At 71.2% G+C, this 25014-nt stretch carries 16 protein-coding genes; 10 read left to right on the top strand and 6 right to left on the bottom strand.

Features of this window, described 5'->3' with window-relative positions; all coding sequences use genetic code 11:
- The 7 genes from ACTWPP_RS37165 to ACTWPP_RS37135 form a co-directional block, all read left to right on the top strand.
- On the top strand, positions 1 to 3045 hold a 3045-nt coding region (locus ACTWPP_RS37165), incomplete at its 5' end, for a type I polyketide synthase (RefSeq protein WP_443109116.1).
- Between the two features lie 28 nt (positions 3046 to 3073).
- Complete coding sequence (locus tag ACTWPP_RS37160) at positions 3074 to 7597, top strand: type I polyketide synthase (RefSeq protein ID WP_443109115.1); 4524 nt, start codon at positions 3074 to 3076, stop codon at positions 7595 to 7597.
- Between the two features lie 52 nt (positions 7598 to 7649).
- On the top strand, positions 7650 to 9134 hold the full coding sequence (locus tag ACTWPP_RS37155) for an FAD-dependent oxidoreductase (protein WP_443109114.1): 1485 nt from the start codon (positions 7650 to 7652) through the stop codon (positions 9132 to 9134).
- Between the two features lie 66 nt (positions 9135 to 9200).
- A complete protein-coding gene (locus ACTWPP_RS37150) occupies positions 9201 to 10229 on the top strand; it encodes a 3-oxoacyl-ACP synthase III family protein (RefSeq protein ID WP_443109113.1) in 1029 nt (342 codons plus the stop codon).
- Positions 10226 to 12082 carry an HAD-IIIC family phosphatase gene (locus ACTWPP_RS37145; protein ID WP_443109112.1) on the top strand — a complete coding sequence of 619 codons (1857 nt, stop codon included), beginning with the start codon at positions 10226 to 10228 and terminating at the stop codon, positions 12080 to 12082. The genes ACTWPP_RS37150 and ACTWPP_RS37145 overlap by 4 nt, the downstream gene beginning before the upstream one ends.
- On the top strand, positions 12079 to 12306 hold the full coding sequence (locus ACTWPP_RS37140) for a hypothetical protein (RefSeq protein ID WP_443109111.1): 228 nt from the start codon (positions 12079 to 12081) through the stop codon (positions 12304 to 12306). The genes ACTWPP_RS37145 and ACTWPP_RS37140 overlap by 4 nt, the downstream gene beginning before the upstream one ends.
- Positions 12303 to 14156, top strand: a complete 1854-nt coding sequence (locus ACTWPP_RS37135) for a 2-oxo acid dehydrogenase subunit E2 (RefSeq protein ID WP_443109110.1) — start codon at positions 12303 to 12305, stop codon at positions 14154 to 14156. Before ACTWPP_RS37140 ends, ACTWPP_RS37135 begins: the two co-directional genes overlap by 4 nt.
- A gap of 56 nt (positions 14157 to 14212) precedes the next feature.
- Here the strand turns inward: ACTWPP_RS37135 and ACTWPP_RS37130 are convergent, their stop codons facing one another.
- Positions 14213 to 14812, bottom strand: a complete 600-nt coding sequence (locus tag ACTWPP_RS37130; RefSeq protein ID WP_443109109.1) for an acyl-CoA-like ligand-binding transcription factor — start codon at positions 14810 to 14812, stop codon at positions 14213 to 14215.
- Between the two features lie 147 nt (positions 14813 to 14959).
- Between ACTWPP_RS37130 and ACTWPP_RS37125 the strand changes: the two genes are divergently transcribed.
- Together ACTWPP_RS37125 and ACTWPP_RS37120 are read left to right on the top strand one after the other, a co-directional pair.
- Positions 14960 to 16156, top strand: coding sequence for a nucleotide disphospho-sugar-binding domain-containing protein (locus tag ACTWPP_RS37125; protein WP_443109108.1), 1197 nt, complete (start codon positions 14960 to 14962; stop codon positions 16154 to 16156).
- 41 nt (positions 16157 to 16197) lie between these two features.
- A complete protein-coding gene (locus tag ACTWPP_RS37120; RefSeq protein ID WP_443109107.1) occupies positions 16198 to 17451 on the top strand; it encodes a nucleotide disphospho-sugar-binding domain-containing protein in 1254 nt (417 codons plus the stop codon).
- 54 nt (positions 17452 to 17505) lie between these two features.
- On the opposite strand, the gene ACTWPP_RS37115 is transcribed toward ACTWPP_RS37120, so the two are convergent.
- Positions 17506 to 18501 carry an NAD-dependent epimerase/dehydratase family protein gene (locus tag ACTWPP_RS37115; protein ID WP_443109106.1) on the bottom strand — a complete coding sequence of 332 codons (996 nt, stop codon included), beginning with the start codon at positions 18499 to 18501 and terminating at the stop codon, positions 17506 to 17508.
- Positions 18502 to 18809: 308 nt separating this feature from the next.
- Between ACTWPP_RS37115 and ACTWPP_RS37110 the strand changes: the two genes are divergently transcribed.
- A complete protein-coding gene (locus ACTWPP_RS37110) occupies positions 18810 to 19625 on the top strand; it encodes a TylF/MycF/NovP-related O-methyltransferase (protein ID WP_443109105.1) in 816 nt (271 codons plus the stop codon).
- A gap of 161 nt (positions 19626 to 19786) precedes the next feature.
- Here the strand turns inward: ACTWPP_RS37110 and ACTWPP_RS37105 are convergent, their stop codons facing one another.
- From ACTWPP_RS37105 to ACTWPP_RS37090, 4 genes are all read right to left on the bottom strand, one after another.
- The gene (locus tag ACTWPP_RS37105) at positions 19787 to 20956 is read right to left on the bottom strand and encodes a nucleotide disphospho-sugar-binding domain-containing protein (RefSeq protein ID WP_443109104.1); all 1170 of its coding nucleotides are present in this window, start codon (positions 20954 to 20956) and stop codon (positions 19787 to 19789) included.
- 41 nt (positions 20957 to 20997) lie between these two features.
- Positions 20998 to 22494 (bottom strand): FAD-binding oxidoreductase, encoded by a 1497-nt coding sequence (locus tag ACTWPP_RS37100; RefSeq protein WP_443109103.1) that lies wholly within the window; start codon positions 22492 to 22494, stop codon positions 20998 to 21000.
- A 73-nt stretch (positions 22495 to 22567) separates the two neighbouring features.
- Positions 22568 to 23335, bottom strand: coding sequence for a thioesterase II family protein (locus tag ACTWPP_RS37095; protein ID WP_443109102.1), 768 nt, complete (start codon positions 23333 to 23335; stop codon positions 22568 to 22570).
- Between the two features lie 74 nt (positions 23336 to 23409).
- On the bottom strand, positions 23410 to 24861 hold the full coding sequence (locus ACTWPP_RS37090; RefSeq protein ID WP_443109101.1) for an NDP-hexose 2,3-dehydratase family protein: 1452 nt from the start codon (positions 24859 to 24861) through the stop codon (positions 23410 to 23412).
- Between the last annotated feature and the right edge of the window lie 153 nt (positions 24862 to 25014).

Below are 25014 nucleotides of genomic sequence, written 5' to 3'. Positions count from 1 at the left end.
CTCCGCAACACCGTCCACCTCCACACCACCACCACCCACCTCCTACACACCGGACACACCCGATTCATCGAAATCAGCCCCCACCCCATCCTCACCACACCCATCCAACACACCATCGACACCACCAACACCAACGGCACAAGCAAACCCGTCAACGCCACCACCATCCCCACACTCCGACGCCACCACGACGACCAAACCCAACTCCTCACCGCCCTCACCCACGCCCACATCGCCGGCATCAACATCAACTGGCCCACCACCCAACAACCCACACCACACACACCACCCACCCCACACACACCACTGCCCACCTACCCCTTCCAACACAAGCGCTACTGGTTGGAGGCCACGGCCGGTACGGGCGTCGAGGACGCCGCTTCGGCGGGTCTGGACGAGGCGGCGCATCCGTTGCTCGCCACCATCGTCGAACTGCCCGAAGGACGGGGCGTGGTGGCGACCGGACGCGTCGGGACCGAAACTCATCCGTGGCTCGCCGGGTACCTGCTCCAGGACAGGCCGGTCCTTCCGGCGGTCGCGCTTCTCGATCTGGTGTTGTCCGCGGGCGAGTTCCTCGGCCTGCGTCACCTCGAAGAGCTGAACCTGGACGGCCCGCTCGTCCTGCCGGAAGAGGGCGGCGTGGATCTGCGGGTTCAGGTCTCCGGCGCGGACGATGACGGAAAGCACGCGGTCGGCGTCCACACCCGATCGGCAGGTGTATGGTCCCGTCGCGCGACCGGCGTGCTGAGCGCCTCGCCCGGCGCTGCCGCGACCGAGCGGGTCACCGCTCAGGCTCCGGGGCGGGCGGACGCCGGGGACCTCCAACGGCTGGCGCAGCGGCTCGGCGCGGCCGGGTACGACCACGACGGCGTGTTCCAGAGCGTCCGTGCCCGCTCGGTGTCCGGTCACGGTGTCGTCAACGTCGGGGCGTCCCTTCCGGACGACGTCGGCACGGACGGGTTCGGGCTCCACCCGGCGCTGCTGGCCGCCGCCCTCGACGGGGTGCTGGCCGAATCGTCGGCGGAGACGCTGATCCCGCTCCGGTTCACCGATGTCCGGCTGCACGCGACCGGCTCCACCGAGGCCGCGGTCCGGCTGTCCACGAACGACGACGGCGCCGTTTCCGTCAGCGTGATGGACGGCACCGGCGCGCCCCTCCTCACGGTCGGTTCGGTCACCACCCGACAGCTCACCGAGGCGGATCTGCAGCTCCCGTCGGAGGGACCGCTTCACCTCCCGCTGGCACTCGAATGGACGCCGCCGGCGGTCGCGGCCGGCGCCGCGGAGATGCCCAGCGTGGAGACGCTGCGGATCACGGCGGACCCCGAGGGCGGACCCGAGGCCGCGCACGCCACCGTCCTGCGAACCCTCGAGCGGGTTCAGCGATGGCTCGGGCAAGACCAGGCCACTGACTCCCGGCTGGTCGTCCTCACCCGTCGCGCCGTGAGCACCGCACCGGACGACGAGGTCACCGACCTGCCCGCCGCCGCCGTCTGGGGACTCCTCCGCACAGCCCAGAATGAGCACCCCGACCGTTTCGTCCTCCTGGACCACGACGACACGAAGGCCTCGCTCGAAGCCATCGACGCGACCGTCCGCACGGCCGTCGCGACCGGCGAATCCCAGGTCGTCCTCCGCGACGGCGCCTGCCTCGTCCCACGGCTTACACCCACCGCCCCGACCGGGGCCGAAGCCGAAGCCGAAACCGAGACCGCCTTCGCCCCCGACGGAACCGTCCTGATCACCGGCGGCACCGGCACGCTCGCCGCCCATATCGCCCGCCACCTGGTCACCCGGTACGGGGTCCGCCACCTCCTCCTGATCAGCCGTCGCGGACCCGACGCACCGGGCGCCGCCCGGACCCGCGACGAACTCACCGAGCTCGGCGCTCACGTCACCATCACCGCCTGCGACGCCGGCGACCACGACGACCTGGCCGCCGTCCTGAAAGGCGTTCCGGAGGACCACCCGCTCACCGCCGTCGTCCACACCGCCGGTGTTCTCGATGACGCGACCATCACCAACCTCACCCCCGAGCAGCTGCACACCACCCTCCAACCCAAGATCGGCGCCGCCTGGCATCTGCACGACCTGACCGCCGACGCCGACCTGGCCGCGTTCGTCCTGTTCTCCTCCGCCGCCGGGACACTCGGCACCCCCGGACAGGCCAACTACGCCGCCGCCAACGCCTACCTCGACGCCCTCGCCCACCACCGCCGCGCCCAGGGCCGTCCCGCCGTCAGCCTCGCCTGGGGACTGTGGACCGACGCCGGCCAGATGACCGGCGCGCTCAGCGAAGGCGACCTCGACCGGCTCAACACCACAGGACTCCGGCCGCTCAACGCCGACGACGCGCTCACCCTCTTCGACGCCGCGCTGCACGACACCGACCATCCGCATCTCGTGCTCACGCGCGTCGATCGGGGCACGGTGCGGCGGCATGCGCGGGACGGCACGCTTCCGCCGCTCTTCGAGCGGCTCGCCCCCGCCCGGACACGGCAGGCCGACGCGAGCGGCGCGGCACTGGCCGAGCGGCTGCACGGACTGGACGAGAAGCGCCGCGTTCAGCTGCTGCTCGACCTGGTGCGCGGGCACATCGCGGCCACGCTGGGGCACGAGTCGGCCGCCGACGTCGCCCCCGGGCAGGCGCTCAAGGATCTCGGGTTCGACTCGCTCACGGCCGTCATGCTGCGCAACCGGCTGTCGGCCGCGACCGGCCTTCGGCTCGCGACCACGCTCGTCTTCGACCACCCCTCCGCCGCCGCGATCGCAAGCCATCTCAGCGAACAGTTCGGCGACGGCGACGGCGGGTCGGGGGTGCCGCAGGCGGAGCTGGAGCGTCTGGAGGCGGCCGTGGTCGAGACCGACCTGGACGACGCGGGCCGGGACCGCCTCGAGGCCCGGCTGCGCGCGCTGCTGCTGCGGGTCACCGAATCGCGGACGGCACGGGACGCGTCCGACGACGACCTGGCGTCGGTGAGCGACGACGAGCTCTTCGACGTGCTCGACGAGGAACTCGGCCTCTCCGGGCTGGACGAACGATGACGCGGCACGCCTAGGAGGGCAGGTTCGCATGGAGAAGCACGACAAGCTCACCGAGTACCTCCGCTGGACGACCGCGGAGCTGCGGAAGACCCGGCAACGGCTCGCCGACGTCGAAGCCGCCCAGCGGGAACCGATCGCCATCGTCGCGATGAGCTGCCGCTTCCCCGGCGGGGTGCGTTCCCCGGAGGACCTGTGGCGGCTCGTCGTGGCGGGCGGGGACGCGATCTCGTCGTTCCCGGGCGACCGGGGCTGGGACTTGGACGCGCTTTACGACCCGGACCCGGAGCGCGAGGGCACCTGCTACACCCGCGAGGGCGGTTTCCTCCACGACGCGGCCGCCTTCGATCCCGGGTTCTTCGGAATCAGCCCGCGCGAGGCGCTGGCGATGGATCCCCAGCACCGGCTGCTGCTGGAGATCACCTGGGAGGCCTTCGAGAACGCGGGCATCGATCCCGGGTCGCTGCGCGGCAGCCGCACGGGCGTGTTCGCCGGGGTCATGTACGACGACTACGGCGCCCGCCTCATGGAGCACACTCCGAAGGGGTTCGAAGGGTATCTCGGCACCGGAAGCGCGACCAGCGTCGCGTCCGGGAGGATCGCCTACACCTTCGGTCTGGAAGGCCCGGCCGTCACCATCGACACCGCATGCTCGTCATCGCTGGTGGCGATGCATCTGGCGGCGCGGGCGCTGCGCGCCGGGGACTGCGAGTCGGCCTTGGCGGGCGGTGTGACCGTGATGGCCACTCCCGGCGTGTTCGTGGACTTCAGCAGGCAGCGCGGCCTGGCGCCGGACGGCCGCTGCAAGTCGTTCTCCGCCGGCGCCGACGGCACCGGCTGGAGCGAGGGCGTCGGGCTGCTGCTGCTCGAACGACTCTCCGACGCGCGCCGCAACGGCCATCCGGTGCTGGCGGTACTGCGCGGTTCGGCCGTCAACCAGGACGGCGCCAGCAACGGGCTGACCGCCCCGAACGGCCCGTCCCAGCAGCGGGTGATCCGGCAGGCCCTCGCCGACGCCCTGCTCACGCCCTCGGACGTGGACGTGGTGGAGGGGCACGGCACCGGTACCGTCCTCGGCGACCCGATCGAGGCGCAGGCGCTCATCGCCGCCTACGGACGGGACCGGCCCGCCGGCCGGCCCATGTGGATCGGCTCGATCAAGTCGAACATCGGGCACACGCAGGGCGCCGCCGGTGTCGCCGGAGTCATCAAGATGGTGCAGGCCATGCGGCACCGGACGCTGCCGATGACGCTGCACGCCGCCGAGCCGTCCCCGCACGTGGACTGGACGGAGGGCAGCGTCGCGCTGCTCACCGAGAACCGCGACTGGCCCGGGACCGGCCGGCCACGCCGCGCGGCCGTCTCCTCGTTCGGTGTCAGCGGCACCAACGCCCACGTCATCGTGGAAGAGGCGTCCGAGACCGCTCCCGAGGACGCACCGTCGCGGGCCCCGGACCGGCCCGTCCCCCTCCTGCTCTCGGCACGCTCGGAAGCCGCGCTGCGGGACGCGGCCCGCGACCTGGCCGCGCTGCTCGACACCGATTCCGCCCCGCGGCCGCTCGACGTCGCGTACTCCAGCGCGGCCACGCGGGCCGCCCTGGAGCATCGTGCGGTGATCGTCGGGTCGACCGGCGCCGAACTCACGCGGGGACTGGATGCCCTCGCCCGGGGCGACCTGCTGCCCGGCAACGTCGTCGCGGACCGGGCCGCGCCCGAGCCGGGCGGGCTGGCGTATCTGTTCACCGGCCAGGGCGGCCAGCGGCCGGGCATGGGCCGCGCCCTCGCCGCCGCCCACCCGCTGTTCGCCGATGCCCTGGCGGAAGTGTGCGCGGAGTTCGACCCGCATCTCGACCGCCCGCTCCAGCCGCTGCTGTTCGCGGCGAAGAACGACCCGGACGCCGGCCTCCTCCACCAGACCCGGTACGCCCAGCCCGCCGTCTTCGCGGTGGAGACGGCGCTGTTCCGGCTGCTCGGCCACTGGGGGCTGCGACCCGACGTCCTCCTCGGGCACTCGGTCGGCGAACTGGTCGCCGCGCACGCGGCCGGAATGCTCGACCTCGCCGACGCCGCCGCGCTGGTCGCCGCGCGGGCACGGGCGATGCAGCGGGCCCGGCCGGACGGCGCCATGTTCGCCGTCGAGGCGACGGAGGAGGAGGTCCGGGCGACGTTGACCGGCCACGGGCAGGAGGTCGCGGTCGCGGCGGTGAACGGGCCCCGCGCCACCGTGATCTCCGGCGACGCGGGCGCCGCGCTGGAGGTCGCCGAGCACTGGCGGGGCGAGGGTCGCCGGGTCCGGCGGCTCAACGTCAGCCACGCCTTCCATTCGCCGCACATGGACGACGTCCTGGACGAGTTCCGCGAGACCGCCGCGCGGGTCACCTTCACCGAACCGGCGATCCCGCTCGTCTCCAACGTCACCGGCGAGCCGGCGGATCCGGCCGACCTGCGCTCCCCCGACTACTGGGTGGAGCACGTCAGGCGGCCGGTGCGGTTCGCCGACGGTGTCCGCGCCCTCCACGCCGCCGGGGTGACCTGCTACCTCGAGGTCGGCCCCGACGCCGCCCTCACCACGATGGCGCGGGAGTGCCTGCGCGACGGGGACGACGGCGGGCGGCCCTCGACGCTGGCGCCCATGATGAACGCGAGGCGGCCCGAACCGCAGACCGCGCTGGCGGCCTTGGCCAAGGTCCACGCGGCGGGCCACCGGGTCGACTGGGCCGCCCAGTTCGCAGGCTCCGGCGCCTCCCGCGTCGCGCTGCCGAACTATCCGTTCCAGCACCGCGACTACTGGCTCAACCCCGATACCGACAGTGCTCGCGGTCGCGACGCGGGACGGCGTTCGTCCCTGGAGGCGCGGTTCTGGGCGGCGGTCGAAGACCAGGATGCCGAGTCCCTCGGCGGGGCGCTCCGTCTGTCGTCCGAGCAGCGCTCCGCCCTGTCCGCGCTGCTGCCCGTGCTGGCCGCCCACCGGCGCCGCGCGCGATGGCACCACATCACGGCGTGGCGGCCCGTCGTCGAGGTGCCCGCCGCTCCCGCGCCGCGCCGCTCGCTCCTGCTGGTCCCCGGCGGCGACGGAGGCGGCGACCTGGCGGCACAGGTGGTCGATGCGCTCGGCGACGCCGCCCACCGCGTCGACGTGGCGACGTCCACGGCGCACGAGGACGAGCTCACCTCGATCGTGCGCACCGGGATCGCCGGGACGGCGGACATCGGCGGCGTGGTGTCGCTGCTGCCACCGACCGCCGCCCTGCCGAAGGCACTGGAACGGGCGGGGGTGGATACCCCGCTCTGGGTGCTGACCAGCGGCGCCGTGACGGTCGGACGGCTCGACCCGCCCGCCGACCCGGAGCAGGCGGCGGCCTGGGCCCTGGGGCGCGTGCTGGCCGGGGAACATCCGCGCCGCGAGATCAGACTGCTCGACCTCCCCCCTCGCCTGGACGAGCACGCGCGGCGACGGCTCACCGAACTGCTCTCCGCGAGGCCCGCCGACGCCCTCTTCGCGGTGCGCGGGCAAGGGCTTTTCACCCCCCGGCTGGTGCGCGTCGCCCCACCCGACGAGGAGCGCGAACCCGGCCGGTGGCCGGAGGGAACGGTGCTGCTCACCGGCGGCACCACGGAGCTGGGCGCGCACGTCGCCCGCCGGCTGGCCGAACGCGGCGCCGAACGGCTCGTGCTGCCCGTCCCGCCGGACACGGACCCGGCGGACACCATCCCGCTGCGGAAGGAACTGGCGGAGCTCGGCGCCGACGTGACGGTCGCCGAATGCGACCCCGCCGATCGCGACGGGCTCACGCGTCTGCTCTCCGAAGGACCACCTACGGCCGTGGTTCACATCGCCGACGCCGACGCCGACGGGGCCGCACGAGCCGCCGCCGTGGTGGACGAGGTCACCGCGCATCTCGACCTGTCCGCCTTCGTGGTGTGCTCGTCCGGAGCGGGTGTGCTCGCGGCGCCGGGGACCGGCGGCACCGCGCCCGCCCACGCACGGCTGGAGGCGCTCGTCCGGCGGCGCCGGGAACGAGGCGGTCCAGCGCTGTGGCTGGCGTTCGGGCCGCTGGACTTCGAGCAGGACACCACCGATCCGACCGGTCTGCTAGCGCTGCCACCGGCCGCGGCGGCGGAGGCGCTCGCGTTCGCGCCCCGGTCCGGCATCGCAGCCGTGACAGTGGCCGACCTCGACCCGCGGGCCGCGCCGTGGCTCCTGTCCGACCGCCTCTTCCGCGAGCTGCCCGAGTCCGCCGGCGCCCCGGCCGCCGGACCGGACCGGGCGCTGCTGGACCGGACGCTGCTGGACCGGCTCGCGGACGCCGATCCGGGCGAACGGGCCGCGATCCTGCTGGGGATCGTGCGTGCCCACGCCGCCGACATCCTCGGCGTCGAACCGGCCGACGACCTCGACCCGGACGCCGACCTGCTCGCCCTCGGCCTGTCCTCCTTCGCGGCCCTCGAACTGAGCAGCCGGATGCGCGCGGTGGGCCTCGACGTCCCACCGAAACAGGTCTTCGACAATCCGACCCCCGCCCGGCTCGCCGCGTCCATGCGCCCGGCGTCCTGACCGAACCCGCCCAGCGGTCCTGGCAGACCGCCGACTCCCTAGGGGACATCTCATGCTTCACGACGTCGTCATCGCCGGCGCCGGACCCGTCGGACTCATGCTCGCCTGCGAACTCCGCCTGGCGGGCACGGAGGTCATCGTCCTGGAAGGCCGCACCGAGCCTGCGCCGGGGGCCGCGTCCGCGCACGCGCCGGGCGTGGCCATCAACGGCGGAGTCATCGAGCTGCTGGAAATGCGGGGGGTGATGGACGACTGCCGCGCCGACGGTTTCGAGTTCCCGATGGCCCACTTCGCACATATATGGCTGGACCCGTCGCAGCTCGCCGACCGCTACCCGTACAACTTCTCGATCCCGCACGCCCGGCTGGTCCGCCGCCTTACCGAACGCGCGCGGTCGCTGGGCGCCGATCTGCGTTTCGGGCACCGCGTGCGCGGCGTGACCCAGGACCGGGACACGGTCGAGATCCGGATCGGAGCCCCGGACGGCGGAGACACCGTGCGCGGCAGGTACCTGGTCGGCTGCGACGGTGCGGACAGCGCGGTCCGCCAGGCGGCCGGCATCGCCTTCCCCGGAGACGAGCAGCCCTTCCACGGCACGGTCGGGGACTTCGCGGTCGAGCCCGACGACGTCCTCAACCAGCACCTCGGAGCGAAGGAGTACCCCGCCGGTCTTTTCGCGGTGAGTCCGATGGCTCCCGGGGTGGTCCGGGTGCTGACCGGCGAGTTCGGCGTCGAGCCCCCGAGCCGGGACGGCGCTCCCACGCCGGCCGAGATCCAGGCCGCCGTACGCCGCATCGCGGACGTGGAGTTCACCAGCGGGGAACCGACATGGTCGGCGCGCTGGTTCAACGTGACACGCCTCGCCGAGCGCTACCGAGCGGGACGGGTCTTCCTGGCGGGGGACGCCGCACACACCCACTTCCCGCTGGGCGGGCAGGCGCTCAGCACCGGCATGGACGACGCGGTGAACCTCGGCTGGAAACTCGGGGCGGACCTCGCCGGATGGGCTCCGGAGGGGTTGCTCGACACCTACCAGGCCGAACGGCGCCCCATCGCCGAATGGGCGTGCAAGACGGCCCGTGCGCAGGTGGCGCTGCTGCACCCGTTGACGGACCTCCGCGACATCATCGCCGAGATCGTCCGGTTCCCGGACGTCAACGAGTACCTGGTCACGATGGTCGGGGGCACCGACACCCGTTACCGCTTCGAGGGTGACGGCGACGCCCCCCACCCGCTGCTCGGCCGCCGGATCCCCGGAGTGGCCGCCGCCGGCGCCGTCCCCGAACTGGCCGTGGCATGGGCGTCCGGCCGTGGCGTCCTGCTCGACGTGAGCGACGATTCCGACGGCCGTTTCGACACCACCGGCTGGGCCGACCGGGTGTCCCTGGTGCGTTCGAAACCGCTTCCCGGCCTCGACGCCGACGCGGTTCTGCTCAGGCCCGACGGCCGCGTCGTCTGGGCCGCACGGAACGGGAAGGCCGGTGACGGTCCCACCGAAGCCCTCACGGCGTGGTTCGGTGACCCGACCGCTTCGTAGCAGATCTATTAGGGCCGTTTAAGCCACACGGCGCAGCATGGCGATGGCAGCCGAAAGAGGACGAGCATGGACGTGTACCTTCACTCGACCGGGACGGTGCTGCCCGGCCCGCCCATAGACATCCCGACCCTGGCCAAAATGTTCGACCTGCCCTCTGTCTGGGAGCAGTGGGCGGACTCCTTCATCGACACCCCCACCAGGCACTACTCGGTCGACCTGGACTCCGGAGAGCTCCGGTTCTCCCTCGCCGACCTCGCCACCACCGCCGGGGAACGCGCGCTCGCCGCCGCCGGGGCCGCCCCGTCCGACGTCGATCTCGTCGTCATGGGCACCTCGTCGCCCGACATGCTCATGCCCGCCACGGTCAACGTCGTCGCCGACCGGCTCGGCATCGACGACGTGGCCACCTACCAGCTCCAGTCGGGATGCGCGGGCGCGATCCAGGCGCTCGACGTCGCGCGGCGGCTGCTCGGCTCCGGCGGGCACCGCACCGCACTGGTGCTCGGTGCCGACTCGTGCGCCAAACACCTCGACCTCACGGCGGACGTCAGCGCGCTGCCGCCCGGCGAGCAGGTCAACGGCGTGCTGTTCGGCGACGGCGCGGGCGCCGCGGTACTGCGCACCGAGCCGGGCGCGCATGAGGTCGCGCTGCGCTGGACACGAGTGCGGTGCGTCGGCCACGGGCGGGAACCCGGGCAGACCCTGAACTGGTTCGGCGCGGCCGACCGCCATGCGGACCGCCCCGCCGCCATTGAGGACTACCAGGCGGTCCGGGACGCGGTTCCGCCACTGGCCGCCGAGACGCTCGACGAGGCGCTCGAAGCGTTGGACTGGGACCGCGGCGAACTCGACTACGTGCTGCCGCCGCAGCTGTCGGGACGGATGACCGACGAGATCCACGCGCGCCTCGACGTTCCGGACGCGCAGGAGGTCAGCTGTGTCCGGGATACGGGCAACACCGGCAACGCGCTGCCGTTCTTCCAGCTTGAACGGCTGCTGCCGCGCATGATCGCCGGCGACCGCGCGGTCGGCGTCGCGATCGAGTCCAGCAAATGGATCAAGGCGGGGTACGCCCTGGAGAAGGTGGGCGCGTGACGCTGTCCGAACTGCACCGGTCGGGTCGGCTCGCCGCCTCCTATCCGCTGGTTCGCGGGATGCTCGCCGACCTCACCGACCGGGAGCTGACCAGGGCCGGGCACATCCTCGCCCGGCTCGACCCCGACGAGGTGCTGGACGCGCACCCGTCCACCCCGGAGCTCCGGGTCGCGGTGACCGGGCACCGCACCCTCGGCCCGCTGATCCCGCCGCTCACCGCCGAGCTGGCCCGGCACGGTCTTCTCATGCGGCCGCACCTGTCCGACTTCGACGCCCACGTCTTCGACCTCGGCGACCCCGAGAGCGCGCTCTACGCCGCCGAACCCGGCCTCGTCCTGTGGGTCCTGGACCCCGACATGGTGTTCGACGAGGTCCCGGTGCCGTGGACAGCCGCCGACGTCGAACGGGTCCTGGACGCCAAGGTCGCGATGGTGCGCGACCTCGCGGCCGCCTTCGACCGCCGCGCCGACGCCACGCTGGTGCTCAACACCCTGCCCCTGCCCCGGCGGTTCACCGCGCAGCTCACCGACCACCGTTCGCGCGCCCGGCTCGGCGCGGCGTGGCGCGCCGCCGGCGCACGGCTGCTGACGCTGGGCGACGAGATTCCTTCGGTGATCACTCTGGACCTGGATCCGCTGCTCGCCGAGGGGATTCCCGCCGAAGACGCCCGCCTGGGCCGGTACGCCAGGACGGGACTGTCGCCCGCCCTGCTGGCCCGGTACGCCCGCGAGGTCGGCCACCTCGCCAGGCACCTGACGGGACGCACCAAGAAGGCGCTGGTCTGCGACCTCGACGGCACTCTGTGGGGCGGCGTGCTCGGCGACGACGGGCCGGAGGGCATCGAGCTCGGCGAGGGACTTCGCGGCGAGGCGTTCACCGCGTTCCAGAAGGTGATCAAGCAGCTCGGGTCCCACGGCGTCCTGCTGGCCGTGGCGAGCAAGAACGATCTCGAACCGGTCGAGAAGACCATGCGCGACCACCCGGGCATGGCCTTGCACCCCGATGACTTCGTCCGGGTGACGGCGAACTGGCGTCCCAAACCCGACAACCTCACCGCACTGGCGCAGGCCCTCAACATCGGCGTGGACTCCTTCGTCTTCGTCGACGACAGCGCCTATGAGTGCGGGCTCGTCCGGCACGCGCTGCCCGAAGTCACGGTCGTCCAGCTGAACGAGGAGCCCGCCCGGCACATCGAGCGGCTGCTGCACGATGGCTGGTTCGACACCCGCGAGCTCAACGCCGAGGACCACGCCCGCCCCTCCCGGTACCGGGAGGAACTCGACCGGCAGACCTTCCTCGCCTCGTTCGACTCGATCGCGGACTACCTGTGCGAGCTGGGCGTCTGGGTCAGGCTCGCGCCGGTGATCGAGCCGGAGATCCCTCGCGCCGCGCAGCTCACGCTGCGCACCAACCAGTTCAACACGACCGTGCAGCGGTACCGGGCGCCGCAGGTGCGAGCGGCCGCCGACGGGCCCGGCACACGCGTGTTCGGGATCCACTCCGGAGACCGATTCGGCGACAACGGCATGGTCGGGGTGATATTCACCAGGGCGGAGGGCGACACCGTGCACGTCGACAACTTCGTCCTCAGCTGCCGGGTGTTCTCCCGCGGCATCGAGACGGCGTGCCTGAGCGCGGTCCTCGCGGACGCGAAGGCCGGCGGGGCGCGCGCGGTCGAGGCCGTTTACCGGCCCGGCCCCAAGAACGCCGGAGTGCGGGACTTCTACCCCGACCATGGCTTCACCCTGGCCGACGAGGAGAACGGCGTTCTCACCTTCCGGCACAGCCTGGCCGACATCGCCGCGCGGCCCGCGCACATCCGTTTCATCGAGTCTCTGGAGGAGCGCCGTTGACGTCCATCGACGATTTCCTGGTCCTGGTCCACGACGAGATCGGGCTCACGATCGGGCCCGAGCACGCCGATCTGCCGCTCGACCAGGTCCCGGGATGGGACTCAATGCACCTGCTGGCCCTGCTCTCCGCCCTGGAACGGGAGACGGGACGGCCGATCTCCCTGCCGGACGTGCTGGAAGCCCGGAACCTCCACGAAATCCACGAAGTGGCGGTGCGGGCATGACGATCAGGCCGATCGCCAAGGAACGGCGCCCCACGCTGTACTTCCTCCGGGAGATCAGAGCGTTCGCGCCGGTCCACCTCGACACCGAGGTGGACATGACCCGGATCAAGACCCACCGGTCGGAGGCGCGAGAGGCGGGCCGCCACTACTCCTGGGTGAGCTACGTCCTGAGCGCGGCGAGCCGCGCCCTCGCGGCCCACCCGGAGGCCAACGCCGCGATCCGCGGCCGGTTCCGCCCGAAGATCGCCCGGTTCTCCGCCGTGCACGGCAAGTTCACGATGGACCACACCGTGAACGGGCAGCGCGTGGTGCTGTCGGCCAACCTCCCCGATCTCCAGGCCGCCGACCTGGACGAGATCCAGCGGCAGGTCGACTACTACACGCGCGGTGACGCCGAGCGGCTGCCCGAGTTCGCCGGGGCCCGCCTGATCCGCCGACTCCCCCGGCTGATCGGCGGCGCCGCCTACCGGTCGCGGATCCGTCCGCTCCGCAACCGGGCCACCACCATCGGCACCTTCGCGGTCACCTCGCTGTCGCACAGCGCGGTGGACGGGTTCCACTCCACCGGGGGGACCACCGTCACGCTCGGCCTCGGCCGGATCGCCGACCGCCCCGTGGCGCGCGACGGGCGCACGACGGTCGCGCCCGTCATGCGGCTGAACCTCACCTTCGACCACCGCGTGATCGATGGCGCCGAGGCCGCCGACCTGCTCACCGACATCAAGAACGCCATGGAGGGCTTCGAGGAGGACACGCCCGCCGGGGACGGCGGCACCAACGACGTCGGCGAGCTCAAGCAGTTCGTACTGGCCCACACCCGGGGACAGAAGGTCGTCCACCACGAGGAGGTGCTGGCCCGAATCCGCACCGACTCGGACGGCGAAGGATCGTGGACGGCCGAATGGTCCCGGTCCGCGGAGGAGCTGGAACGCGACGGGCGGCTGCTGGACGCTTGCCGCCACCACTCGATGGCCCGGTTCCCGTTCGTGGACGGCCCCGCCCGGCGGAAGGCGCAGGAGGAGACCGTCCGAACGTTCGACGCGTGGCGTCGCCAGGACAAGGACATCGAACGGCTGGAGATCGATCTGCCCACGGGACGGGTCGCCGCCTGGGCGACCGGTCTGTCCGACGGCGCGCGGCGGCCGGTGATGGTCGTGAGCGGCGGCATCGTGACCGTCAAGGAGGCGTGGGCGCCGACCCTGGCCGCCGTCCGCCGCCTCGGCATGGCCGGGATCGTCACCGAGATGCCCGGCGTGGGCGAGAACACACTCCCGTACGACGGGGACAGCTGGAAAATGCTGTCCCACCTGCTCGACCACGTGAGCGACCGCGCCGACACGGCGAACTCCTACGCGCTCGCCCTGAGCTTCAGCGGCCACACGGCACTGCGTTGCGCGCTGGAGGACGGCAGGATCCGAGCGGTGCTCACCGCCGGGGCCCCCGTCCACGGCTTCTTCACCGACCGGGCCTGGCAGGCCGGCCTGCCGAGGCTCACCGTGGAAACCCTGGCGCACCTCATGGGCGAGAAGCCGGAGGCCGCGCTCGACCGGCTGCGGGAGTGGGCGCTGCGGCCGGACCAGCTCCGCGCGCTGAACGTTCCGGTTCGCTACGTCGCCTGCGAGCGCGACGAGATCATCCCGAGTTCGGACATCGCCCTGCTCCGCGAGCACGTCCGCGACGTCGAGTTCCTCATCCACGACGACGTGCACGGCGCCCCCGCGCACGCCGCCGAGACGCAGCTATGGCTGGTCCGGTCGCTGCTCCAGGCCCGTGGCGGGAAGGCCTCCGCGGCCCTCGCCATCGGACTGCTCTACCGGCTGGCCCGGCTGCGCGCCACCTCACCGCGCTGACGCCGCCGAGCACGGCTGACGCCGCGTTCGCGGGCCCCGGCCGGCCCAGGCCGCCGTCAGCGGGGCGGCTCAGGAAGGCCGACGGACACCTTCTCCAGGGCGGCCCGTATCGAGTCCGACAGCACGGCGTCCTGCCCCGAGTCGATCCAGAACTCGATCGCCACCCGGACCGCGCCGGCCACCGTCGCGGCCATCAGCCGCGGGTAGATGTCGGCGTCGACGTCCACGCCGAGACGTTCGGCGATGCCCGCAGCGAGCGCCGCCTCTCGCGCGGCGTGCACCTTGAGGTACTCGCCTCCCAGCGGCGAGGCCGCGACGGCCAGCCGCACCTTGCTGACCAAGTCGCGGTCGAGCGCGTCCCCGGCCATGAAGGCCCTCAGCGTGGCGTTGACGACCGCTTCCCACAGCGGCTCGTCGCTCGGACGCTCCCGCAGGTATTCCCGGATCGCCGCCGACCGGTCGAGGTCGACCGCGTAGAGCGCCTCGTTCTTGCTGCGGAAGTAGTTGCCGAACGAGCGCGGGGACATCCCCGCACTCGCCGCGATGTCCTCGACCCGGACGTTCTCCCAACCGCGCTCCACTGCCAGGCTGAGCGCGGCCTCGCTCACCGTGCGACGGACCGCGGCGATCTTGCTCTCCCGGACGGTTGGCGACACGGCGAAAGTATCCCACAAGATCTGCCGACTCCGCACCTTCCTGCATCATCCGCAGACGTGCTGCGGTCCCGCGGGCGCCTCAGCCGCCTTTTAGAAGGGTGGGCTGGACTGGGAGCGGTCACGGTCCGCCGTCCACGGAGGTATGCCATGCGCATCCTGTTCACCCCGCTCCCCTACCCGACCCACCTCTTCCAGCAGGGCCCGCTGATCTGGGCCGCCCGCACCGAAGGACACGACGTGCGCGTGGCCTCGCAGCCCAATCTCACCCCGACCACCATCAGCCTCGCGCTGCCCGCGGTGGAGGTCGGGGACGGCTACGACTTCCTGGGCGCCGTGGTGAACCTCCGCGGCGGCAACAAGTTCCGCCCCGCCGACCTGGAAGCGTTGTCCCCGGAGGAGATGAACCGACTCCGGGACGAGCGGTTCGTCCCCGTGGTCGAGCTGGCCGCCAGGATGGCACCGGACCTGATGTCGTTCGCCGAGCGCTGGCGCCCGGACCTGATCGTCACCGACCCGATCGTGCTCGCCGCTCCCCTGGTCGCGGCGGCCCTGGACATCCCCGTCGTCCGCAAGATCTGGGGTCCCGACATTCTCTCCGGCCACCCGCTGCAGGGGCAGACCTTCGACGGCACCGAACGCGACGCGTGGCCCACCGGGCTCGTCGAGCTGTTCGACCGATACGGGGTGGAGGTCCGCAACGACTATCCGCTCCGCACCGTCGACCCGTGGCCGCCCAGCCTCAAGCAGATCGGCGCGCCCGGCCGGCTGCCCGAGCGCTACATCTCCTACAACGGCGCGGGCACCGTTCCGGAGTGGGTCCTCGAAGCTCCCGAGCGCCCCCGCGTGTGCGTCACCTGCGGCACGACCAACAGCGTGTTCGGCAGCGACCCGAACCTGCTGCCGCGCGTCGTCGGCGCGCTCGCCCGGCTCGACATCGAGCTGGTGGTCGCGGTGAACTCCGCCGACCGGGCGAAGCTCGGACCATTGCCCGACAACGTGCGGATCGCCGAGAACCTGCCGATCAACCTGCTTCTGCCGAGCTGCGAAACGATCGTCAACCAGGGCGGGGCCGGCTCGGTGCTGACCGCGGCCAGTCTCGGGGTCCCCCAGGTGCTCATCCCGGAGACGGGCGAGACGCCGCTGATCTCGCATACCTTCGCCGACGGCGGCGCCGCCACCGTCCTGGAGGCCACAGCCGACGCGGACGCCATCGCATCCGCCGTGACCACGGTCCGCACCGACGAGGCGGTACAGAAGGCGGCCCAGAAGATACGCGACGAGATCGCCGAGATGCCCTCGCCCGCCGAAGTCGTCCACACCCTCGAGGAGCTGACCGCCGCCTGAGGCACCAGCGGACCGTCGCCACCCCCGTCGAAGGAGATCCGTTGCGCATCCTGTTCACTCCCGTCGCCGCCACGACCACGCCCCTCTTCCACATGGTCCCGCTGGCCTGGGCATGCCGAGCGGCCGGACACGACGTGCGCGTCGCCGCGCAACCGGACCTCGGCCAGGCGATCGTCGCCGTCGGAATGCCCGCGGTCGAGGTCGGCCACGGCTACGAGATCATGGACGGCGTCCTCCGGGCGCGCGGCGGCCGCCGAGTGTTCGAGGCGCCCGCCGACCAGTGGACCGACAGCGGCCTGGCGAGCACCGCCGGGCAGCCCCCGGGGGAGCCCCCGGCCGACGAACACGCCGATCTGCGGCACGCGGCCATGGCCCCCCTGGTCGAGGCCGCCACGACGATGGCGCCCGACCTGCTGCGATTCGCCGAGAGCTGGCGACCGGACCTGATCGTCACCGACTCGATGGTGTTCGCGGCCCCCCTGGTCTCGGCGATCCAGGGCGTCCCTCTCGTCCGGCAGACCTGGGGTCCCGACGTGATGCGCATGATCAGCCAGCCGCTGCAGGGCCGGGCCGCCGACGGTGACGTGCGCGCCCAGTGGCCCACAGGGCTCCCCGAACTGTACGACCGCTACGGGGTGGAGGTCCGCAACGACTATCCGCTCCGCACCATCGATCCTTGGCCGACCAGCCTCCAGTTCCCCGACCTGAGCGGGCGGCTGCCCATGCGGTTCGTCCCGTACAACGGCGCGGCGGTCGCCCCCGGCTGGGTGCTCGAACGTTCCGACCGGCCCCGGGTCTGCGTCACCTGGGGCACCTCCACCGCCGCGCTCGGCGGTGACGAGGCGTTCGTGCTGCCCAGGGTCGTCGCCGCGCTCGCCGATCTCGATGTGGAATTCATCCTGGCCGTCAGCACCGGCGATCTGGCGAAACTCGGCTCGCTGCCGGACAACGCGCGCGTCGCCGAGAACCTTCCCCTGCACCTGTTCATGGAGACCTGCGACGCCATCGTCAACCAGGGCGGCACCAGCTCGCTGCTGACCGCGGCCTGCCAGGCCCTGCCCCAGGTCATGATTCCGCAGACGGCCGACAACCCGTTCAACGCCGCCAGCTTCGCCGCCGGCGGCGCGAGCATCACGGTCGACGCGGCCGGGACGGGCCCACCGGAGATCGGGGCGGCCGTCACCCGGGTGCTCACCGAGCACACCTACCGTGCGGCGGCCGAGAAGGTGCGCGACGAGATCGCCGAGATGCCCCCTCCATCCGCCGTCGTCCGCACCCTCGAGGACCTGGTCTGAGCATCACGGCCGTCACCGGCCGTGTCCGCTGCGCTGACAGCGCATTCCCCGGCGCTACCGGTTTGCGGCCAAGCCCGCCACGGTGCGGTCCAACGCTTCGGGCAGGGCCACTGCGGCTTCCCATCCGGTGACTTTCCGGAACCGGGAAGGATCGAGCGTCAGGCTCTTGAAGTCCGTGTGCGGAGCGTCGTCGGGGGGCGCTACCGGGGTGACCGGGACCGGCGGCCGCCCGGTGCGGGCGGCGACCGATTCCGCGATCATCGAGAAGACGCGACCGAGTGGCTCGTTGCCGCCGGCACCGACCAGCCAGTGCCGGCCGGCCAGCGCGCCGGAATGGTCGAGCGCCGCCAGAAAGGAGCGCGCGACGTCGTCGATATAGATCAGGTCGCGTCTCACCGAACCGTCGTGCCACATGGTCAGCGGCTCGCCCGCGAGCGCCCGTCGGACCATGGCGGTGACGACGCCGCGGTCGCGGGCACGCGGCCCCAGTCCAGGACCGAAGACGGTGGCCAGCCGCAGACTGACCCCTTTGACCACTCCGGCCGCGCTCGCTTCTTTCAACAGCCGCTCTGCGGCCAGCTTCTGCCGGTCATAGACGGATTCGGGCTCATCGGGCTCGCTGCCGTCGATCGGTCCGTCGGGCGGCACACCGATCTGCGAGGCCGCACCCGCGTACAGGACGAGGGCGGGCCCCCGGCGGCCGTCGCGGGCTGCGAGTTCCTCCAGCAGAGCGCGCATCACCCCGACGTTGAGGCGCTCGCTGTCGGGGTCGCTTTCGGCGGCTCGCCATCCGCCGTCGTTGAGGAGCAGGTGAATCACGGCGTCCGAGTCCTTGAGGGCGTGGACGAGCTGCGCGGTGTCGCTCAGATCCGCAGCGCACTTCTCCACCACGGCCGGCCCCGGCTGAATCGCCACGTTCGGCCGTCTCGCCACCGCTCGAACGTGGCAGTGCCTGCGGGCCAGAGCCGCGGTGACGGCCGAGCCGACAAAACCCGATGCGCCCAGCACCGTGATAAGGGGCCGGTCACCAGCGTTTGTTGTAAGAACCATGATGCGAATCCTCCAGCTACGGGCGACACTGACACTGATCTCTTCCCAGGCCGATATCGTGTCGGCTCTCCTCGTTCGCTTCTCGCCGTCAGAAGGCGAGACTCCGACGCCATGATGGCTCCAATCTGAATGACCGATTCAGCGGTCGGCAATTCAACGCCAAGCCGTGTTCTCGGCATGGTGGCTACCGGTTCCAGGGTAGACCCTCGGTGTCGGTCAGGTCGGCCCCGCCCCAGCCCGCTTTAGAGGGAGTTCAGGTGCAAGCAATACGATGAACGTCCGAACGAGGCATTGAAAGAAAGACGATTATGGTGAGCGAAGAAGCCGGGGCGGTCGAGAAGACAGCAGATCCACTTCCGGATCTGCCCGACGCCTATCTCGACCTCCTGAAGAAATGCCTCCTCAGATTCCATGACGGTGCCACCTTCCCCTACGCTCCCGACTCGGGAGGCGACGACGACCCGCACATGACCCTCCTGGCGGGCAAAGGGATCATGCCGCACCCGCAGGCGGACGCCAAGGTCGGGCGGGAGCGCCTGGACAACATCCAGCAATGTGCCGCCACGGTCATCAAGGAGGGTGTTCCGGGCGACTTCCTCGAGACCGAGGTTTGGCGCGGCGGGTCGTGCATCCTCATGCGCGCCGCCCTCAAAGCTTACGGCGACCCGTCCAGGAAGGTCTGGGTCGCGGACTCGTTCGACGGCTTTCCGCCCCCGACCGACAAATATCCGTCGGACCCCTGGAAGGGACGAAGCCAGGACATCATCACCAGGATGGGCGGGTCGAACAAGGTCACCCTCGACGAGGTGAAGACCCGGTTCGAGCGATACGGGCTTCTCGACGACCGGGTGAAATTCCTGACCGGCTTCTTCGACACCACCCTGCCGAACGCACCGATCGAGGAACTGGCGATCCTCCGCCTGGACAGCACCCTCTACCCGTCCACCTACGAGGCGCTCGACGCCCTGTATCCGAAACTATCGGTCGGCGGCTACTGCATCGTCGACGACTACTTCTACACGATGTGCAGCAAGGCCGTCGACGACTACCGCCGGGAGCACGGCATCGACGACCCGATCGAAGCCATCGACTGGACCTGCATCCAATGGCGCAAGACCCGATGACGGGTTTTCCGGGGCCGGAGCCTCGGCGAATACCGAGGCTTCTCAATGTTTGTTGACGGTAACGGATTCGGCACCGCGGGACGTGTGTCACCGTGATATGGCGGATTCGTCATCCTCCAGCCGCCGTCCGCGTCCTCGAAGAGCCGGCCTGAGCGCTCGCCTCAGATGAGCGCTTCCAGCGTGCGCACAACGTCGGAGGGCGGAGGCGTGCTGACGATCTCGTGGCGGAGCTTGTCCGCCGCCGCCCGCACCGCGGCGTCGGTCAACGCGCGGGTGACGGCCGAGCCGATGTCGTCGGCCGTCGCGTTGTGGGCGTCCAGGACGACGGCGCCGCCGCTGGCGCCGAAGCTGGTCGCGTGGAACGGGGCGTCCGAGGTCTTCGGCATCAGCACCTGCGGCACTCCGGCACAGGCCGCGGTGAGCAGCGTGCTGGACCCGGCCTGGTTGACGATCGCGTCGCAGCTCGGCATGAGCAGATGCAGCGGCAGCCCCTCGGCCACACGCGCGTTCTTCGGCAACTCGCCGAGCGCCTCCCGTTCGGCCGGGGCGATGGCAAGGACCAGATCGACGTCCATTCCGGCGAGCGCCGCGACGACGCGGGGCAGCGCGCCGTCCCCGGCGACGGCCCTGCCCCAGGTGACGCAGACCCGGCGGCGCGCGGGGCGTTCGAGCACCCAGTCCGGCGCCACCGCCGCACCGTTGTAGGGCACGAAACGCATCGGGATGCGGCCGGGAGTGCCGGGGAACTGCAGGCTTCCCGGCCATGGGTCCACGGTCCCCACCGGATGGTCGTTGCGGATCTCCACTCCGTGCTCCTCGAAGAGTTCGACGAGTCCGGCCGGCCACGGCTCGCGCACGTCGTCGTCCACCGGTCCCTGCATGGGGTGGCTGACCCGGCGCATGATGTCCGGCCCCCAGACGCAGCGCACGAGCGGGACGCACAGGCGGGCCGCGACCAGTGGAGCGGCGAACAGGAACGGGTCGGTCACCACGAGGTCGGGCCGCCAGCGTTCGGCGAACCGGAGCAGGTCGGGCGCCATCGCCGCGGACGCGCCGACCCATGGGGCGAACACCTGGTCACGCTCCTTCCCCGGGAACGCGCTCCCGCTCCACTCACCGTCCGGGCGGACGTTACCGCTGTGCAGCGTCCGCGGCCGGCCGTGCCCGCCGCCGACCTCGACCGCGGGCAGCCCGACACCGACGGTCGCCTGGGTGAGGTCCTGGTGCGAGGCGACCCGCACCTCGTTTCCGCTCGTCCGGAACGCCCACGCCAGGGGCGCCATCATGTAGAGGTGCGTCGTCACGGCCGGCAGGGTGAAGAGAACGCGCATGGGTCCTCCCGGATCGGTTGGGCATGGAGCGTCGTGACAGGTCAGCCGATGCTCTGATCGAAGTCGAAGAACCCGTGCGGGTCGTAGGCGCGCTTCACCCCGACAAGGCGTGGGTAGTTCTCGCCGTAGTACGCCCGCCGCCAGTCCGCCAGGTCGGGATCGATGTAGTTCTGGTAGGTCTCGTGCGTGGAGTACCGGTCGGTGACGGTGAAAGCGCGGTTGATCCATGTGCGGGCCGCCGCCCGCTCCTCCTCGGTGTCCATCACCGAGGGAAGCACGGTCGCCCAGTCCACCGAGAAACGGGCGTCCCGGTGCACGTACGCGGTCGCGGTCCGCGAAAGGTCGGAGGCGGCACCGCCGAGAGCGAAGAGGTGAACGAACCGCACGTGACCGGCTCGGCGATCGGCGTCGAAGGCGGCGAGGATCTCGTCCACTCCGGAGGAGGGAATGTCCCGCTTGAACAGGCGCGAGCGGTCGATCTGAAACCCGGCCCTCGGCAAGGTGGCGTCGGGGTTCTGCCCGACCCGGTGGCACTGGTCGACGGTCTTGTCCGAGCACTTGTACCAGGCCATCATGCCGTCGCGGAAACCGAGGTCCTGCACGTCGCGGGCCGCCGGAGCGCGGCCGATCACCGAGACCATGGCGTCCAGGTGCGCCTTGAGGGCCTCGGGCGGGCCGAGGAAGGTTCCGTCGGTGATGAGAAGCGGCGTGGCGTCGGGGGCGGCGTTGAGGAGCCCGAGCAGGCAGCGGGCGCCCATCTCGCGGGGCGCGCTGGGCAGCCACCGCTGCCAGCCCTCCACCACGTCCTTGACATGGTCCCAGGTCCAGCCCATCGTGTAGTTGACCATGCGAGGGGACGCGCTGTTGCGTCGTTCGTAGCGGGTGACGATGCCGAAGTTGCCGCCCCCGCCGCCGCGCAGCGCCCAGAACAGATCGGGCCTGTGGTGCTCGGAGCAGTTCACCACTCTGCCGTCGGCGAGCACGATCTGCACCGACTTCAGTGAGTCGCACCCGAGGCCGAGCGCCCGGGTCTGCCAGCCGATGCCGCCGCCCTGCAGGTATCCGCCCATGGCGACCGTGGGGCAGATCCCGGACGCGAGCACGACCCCCTTGGAGGCCGCGGCGTCGACGAGATCGACGAGCTGAGCGCCGGGGCCGACGACGGTGGTCCGCCCGCCCACCTGAACCTTGTTCAACCGGGACACGTCGATGACCAGTCCTCGGGTAGTGGAGTATCCGGCGTAGCTGTGCCCTCCGCTGCGCGGGACCGCCGGGACGCCGTTGTACTGGGTGAAGGACAGACACGTCCGGACGTCGTCGACGGTTGCGCAGTACGCCACTCCCGCCGGGTGGATGCCGTCGAAAACCGTCCGGTGTAACTGCTTGGCCAGGTCGTAGCCGTTGTCGGACGGCAACACCAGGGGACCCGTCAGCCGTTTCCGGAGTCGCTCCCATTCGGTGGTCGCCGCCAGGGCGCTCCCCTCGGCCCCCACGACACCGAGGCCCGCCGTGGCCAGCGCGGCCATGCCGCCCTTCAACACTGCTCTTCGGGTAGGCACACATCCCCCTTCAGCTACGTTCGTCCGGATGGCAGGAAGTATGGGAAGGCCGCTAGGTCCGCGCTCGGACGCCCAGGTGCTCGGTGACGAGATCCACGATCGCCTGCCAGTGGTGGGTGAGGAAGAAGTGTCCGCCCTGGTAAACGCGCAGGTCGAAGCCGGCCGTCGTGTGGCGTTCCCAGGCGCGCGCGTCCTCGCGCGGCACCTTCGGATCGTCGGCTCCGGTGAGAGCCGTGATCGGGCAGTCCAGCCGCACGTCCTCCATCAGCCGGTAGGTCTCCGCGGCCTTGTAGTCGGCGCGGATCGCGGGCAGCGCCGAACGCATCAGCTCCTCGTCGTCCAGGACGCGCGCGTCGGTGCCGTCGAGCTTCGCCACCTCCGCGAGGAGGCGGTCGTCGTCGAAGAGGTGCACCAGCTGACCGCCCGGCCGCGAGGGCGCTCGTCGTCCCGAGGCGAAGAGCCGCACGACGGTCGCGTCCGGGACGCCCTGGATCCGGCGCGCCAGCTCGAACCCGAGCGTGGCGCCCATGCTGTGCCCGAACAGAGCCACCGGCCGGTCGAGGTACGGGCCGAGTGCGGCGAAGGCCGCATCCGCCAAGGCGCCCATCTCGTCGATGCACGGTTCCATGCGCCGGTCCTGACGGCCCGGATACTGCACCGACAGCACGTCCACGCGCGTGCCGTGCGCACGGGCGAACGGAAGGAAGTACGTCGCCGAACCCCCCGCGTGGGGAAGGCACACCAGCCGTACCGGCGCCCCCTCGCCCCCCGGAACGAACCTCCTGAACCATAGGGCACCCTGTTCGGCGGAAGCCGCCATCCGTTCTCCTCATTTCCCGCGTCGATTCGGCGTTCATTCATCGTTGGGTCGTGGTTCGACAAGGCATCCCGCGCCTACCAGAGGGCGCTCAGGCAGGCCAGAAGACTCCGCGCCTGAACGTTGAGGTAATTGGGGTGTCGCTGCATCGCAAGGATTTGCCGGACAGTCATCCAGCGGAAGTCCGGATGCGGCTCCAGTGCCTCCGGGGCGTCGCATTCGACTACCATGTAGCGGCATTCAGCGTGGTGGAACCGACCGCCCTCCTCCGACAACACCACGTCGTATCGGACGTTGCCGGTCGCACCGAGCACGTAGTCCAGGAAACGTGGGCGCCGCTCGGGCGGCGCGTCGGCGTAGTTGATCGGGTTGCACTGAACGGTGGGGCCGAGTTCGGCGACGTCCAGGAACCCCGGTTCGACCGACGCCCGCATGAGGATGTGCAGCATCCCGCCTATGCGCGCGGTCAGGAAGGCGACGACACCGGTGTCGCATGGGGCGAGCAGGGGCTGGGACCACGCGGTGACCTCGCGCCGACCGCTCTCCACCGACACCCCGATGACCCGGAAGTGCTTGCCCTGCCGATGAGCGATGTCGTGTTTCGACAGTCGCCACTCCCGCAACGCGGAGAGCGGGACCCGATCGACGCGCACGTCCGTCTCGGTGCGCACATCGTTGAGCCAGCTGAAGATTTCGACGTCGGTGTGGCGGCCGCCCGCCTCACCCGCCTGGAACGACCGGCGCAGGTCGGCCGCGAACCCCGAGTCGGGAGCGGCCTCCACCAGGTCGTCCGGCCAGCCGGACGCCGCCATCGGCAGGCAGGCCAGCACCGTCCGGGCATCCATGTTGATCAGGTTCGGCTCGGCCAGCAGCCGCCGGATCTGCCCGAAGGTCAACCAACAGAAGTTCTCGCGGACCGGGACGTCGGCGGTGGTCTCGACGACCATGTTGCGGTTGCGTTTGCCCAGAAACCACGTGCCCTGCTCGGACTGGAGCACATCGGTGATCACCCTGTCGCGGCTCGTTCGCAGGAAGTGCTCCAGGTACGGCGTGGACGCCCCGCCGTGCACCTTGGTGTAGTTGCTCTTGGTGGCCTGAACCGTCGGGGAGAGCTGGAGCTGCCGGCGGTTGCCCGGTTCGATCTTGGCCTGCATCAGGAAGTGCAGGACGCCGTCGAACTCCTTGGCGAGCAGGCCGAGAATTCCGACCTCGGGCTGGTCGATGAGCGGCTGCTGCCAGGACATCGAATTCGGCCCGCTCCGGGTGATGTCCGTGCCCTCGACGCTGAAGAACTTCCCGCTGTCGTGCACCAGCGCGCCGTACCCCTCGGTGAAGCGCCAGCCCCTCAGGTCGGCGAGGGGGACCTGCTCGACCGTCATCCGGTCGGTCTCCTCGCGCCGGGCGAGCCATGCGGCGAACTCCTCGTCCGGCGTCGCCACGCCGCCGGTGGCGAGGCCCGACCGCAAGAGACGCGCCCCGTCCGGAAGGATCCCGGGCCGCGGCCCCGATTGACTGAGGATAATGCTCATTACCCACCCTCCCGCGAAACCGCCGCCTCATCGGGTGCGACCTCGGCTCACTCGGAGATCACATCTCGGCGCGACATATTCTGCCGCCACTCATTAAAATGCGACTAAATTCACAGGACCTCCTGTCGGTGACGCTCACAAAGCGCTTTAGAA

Source organism: Actinomadura sp. 3N407 (assembly GCF_052245875.1).
Taxonomy (GTDB): Bacteria; Actinomycetota; Actinomycetes; order Streptosporangiales; family Streptosporangiaceae; genus Spirillospora.
This window is presented reverse-complemented; position numbering and strand designations above follow the sequence as displayed.

What these genes read in the sequence shown, in the direction of transcription:
- ACTWPP_RS37160 (WP_443109115.1), top strand. Translation starts at nt 3,074, where the DNA reads ATGGAGAAGCACGACAAGCTCACCGAGTACCTCCGCTGGACGACCGCG.
- ACTWPP_RS37155 (WP_443109114.1), top strand. Translation starts at nt 7,650, where the DNA reads ATGCTTCACGACGTCGTCATCGCCGGCGCCGGACCCGTCGGACTCATG.
- ACTWPP_RS37150 (WP_443109113.1), top strand. Translation starts at nt 9,201, where the DNA reads ATGGACGTGTACCTTCACTCGACCGGGACGGTGCTGCCCGGCCCGCCC.
- ACTWPP_RS37135 (WP_443109110.1), top strand. Translation starts at nt 12,303, where the DNA reads ATGACGATCAGGCCGATCGCCAAGGAACGGCGCCCCACGCTGTACTTC.
- ACTWPP_RS37125 (WP_443109108.1), top strand. Translation starts at nt 14,960, where the DNA reads ATGCGCATCCTGTTCACCCCGCTCCCCTACCCGACCCACCTCTTCCAG.
- ACTWPP_RS37115 (WP_443109106.1), bottom strand. Translation starts at nt 18,501, where the DNA reads ATGGTTCTTACAACAAACGCTGGTGACCGGCCCCTTATCACGGTGCTG.
- ACTWPP_RS37110 (WP_443109105.1), top strand. Translation starts at nt 18,810, where the DNA reads ATGGTGAGCGAAGAAGCCGGGGCGGTCGAGAAGACAGCAGATCCACTT.
- ACTWPP_RS37105 (WP_443109104.1), bottom strand. Translation starts at nt 20,956, where the DNA reads ATGCGCGTTCTCTTCACCCTGCCGGCCGTGACGACGCACCTCTACATG.
- ACTWPP_RS37095 (WP_443109102.1), bottom strand. Translation starts at nt 23,335, where the DNA reads ATGGCGGCTTCCGCCGAACAGGGTGCCCTATGGTTCAGGAGGTTCGTT.
- ACTWPP_RS37090 (WP_443109101.1), bottom strand. Translation starts at nt 24,861, where the DNA reads ATGAGCATTATCCTCAGTCAATCGGGGCCGCGGCCCGGGATCCTTCCG.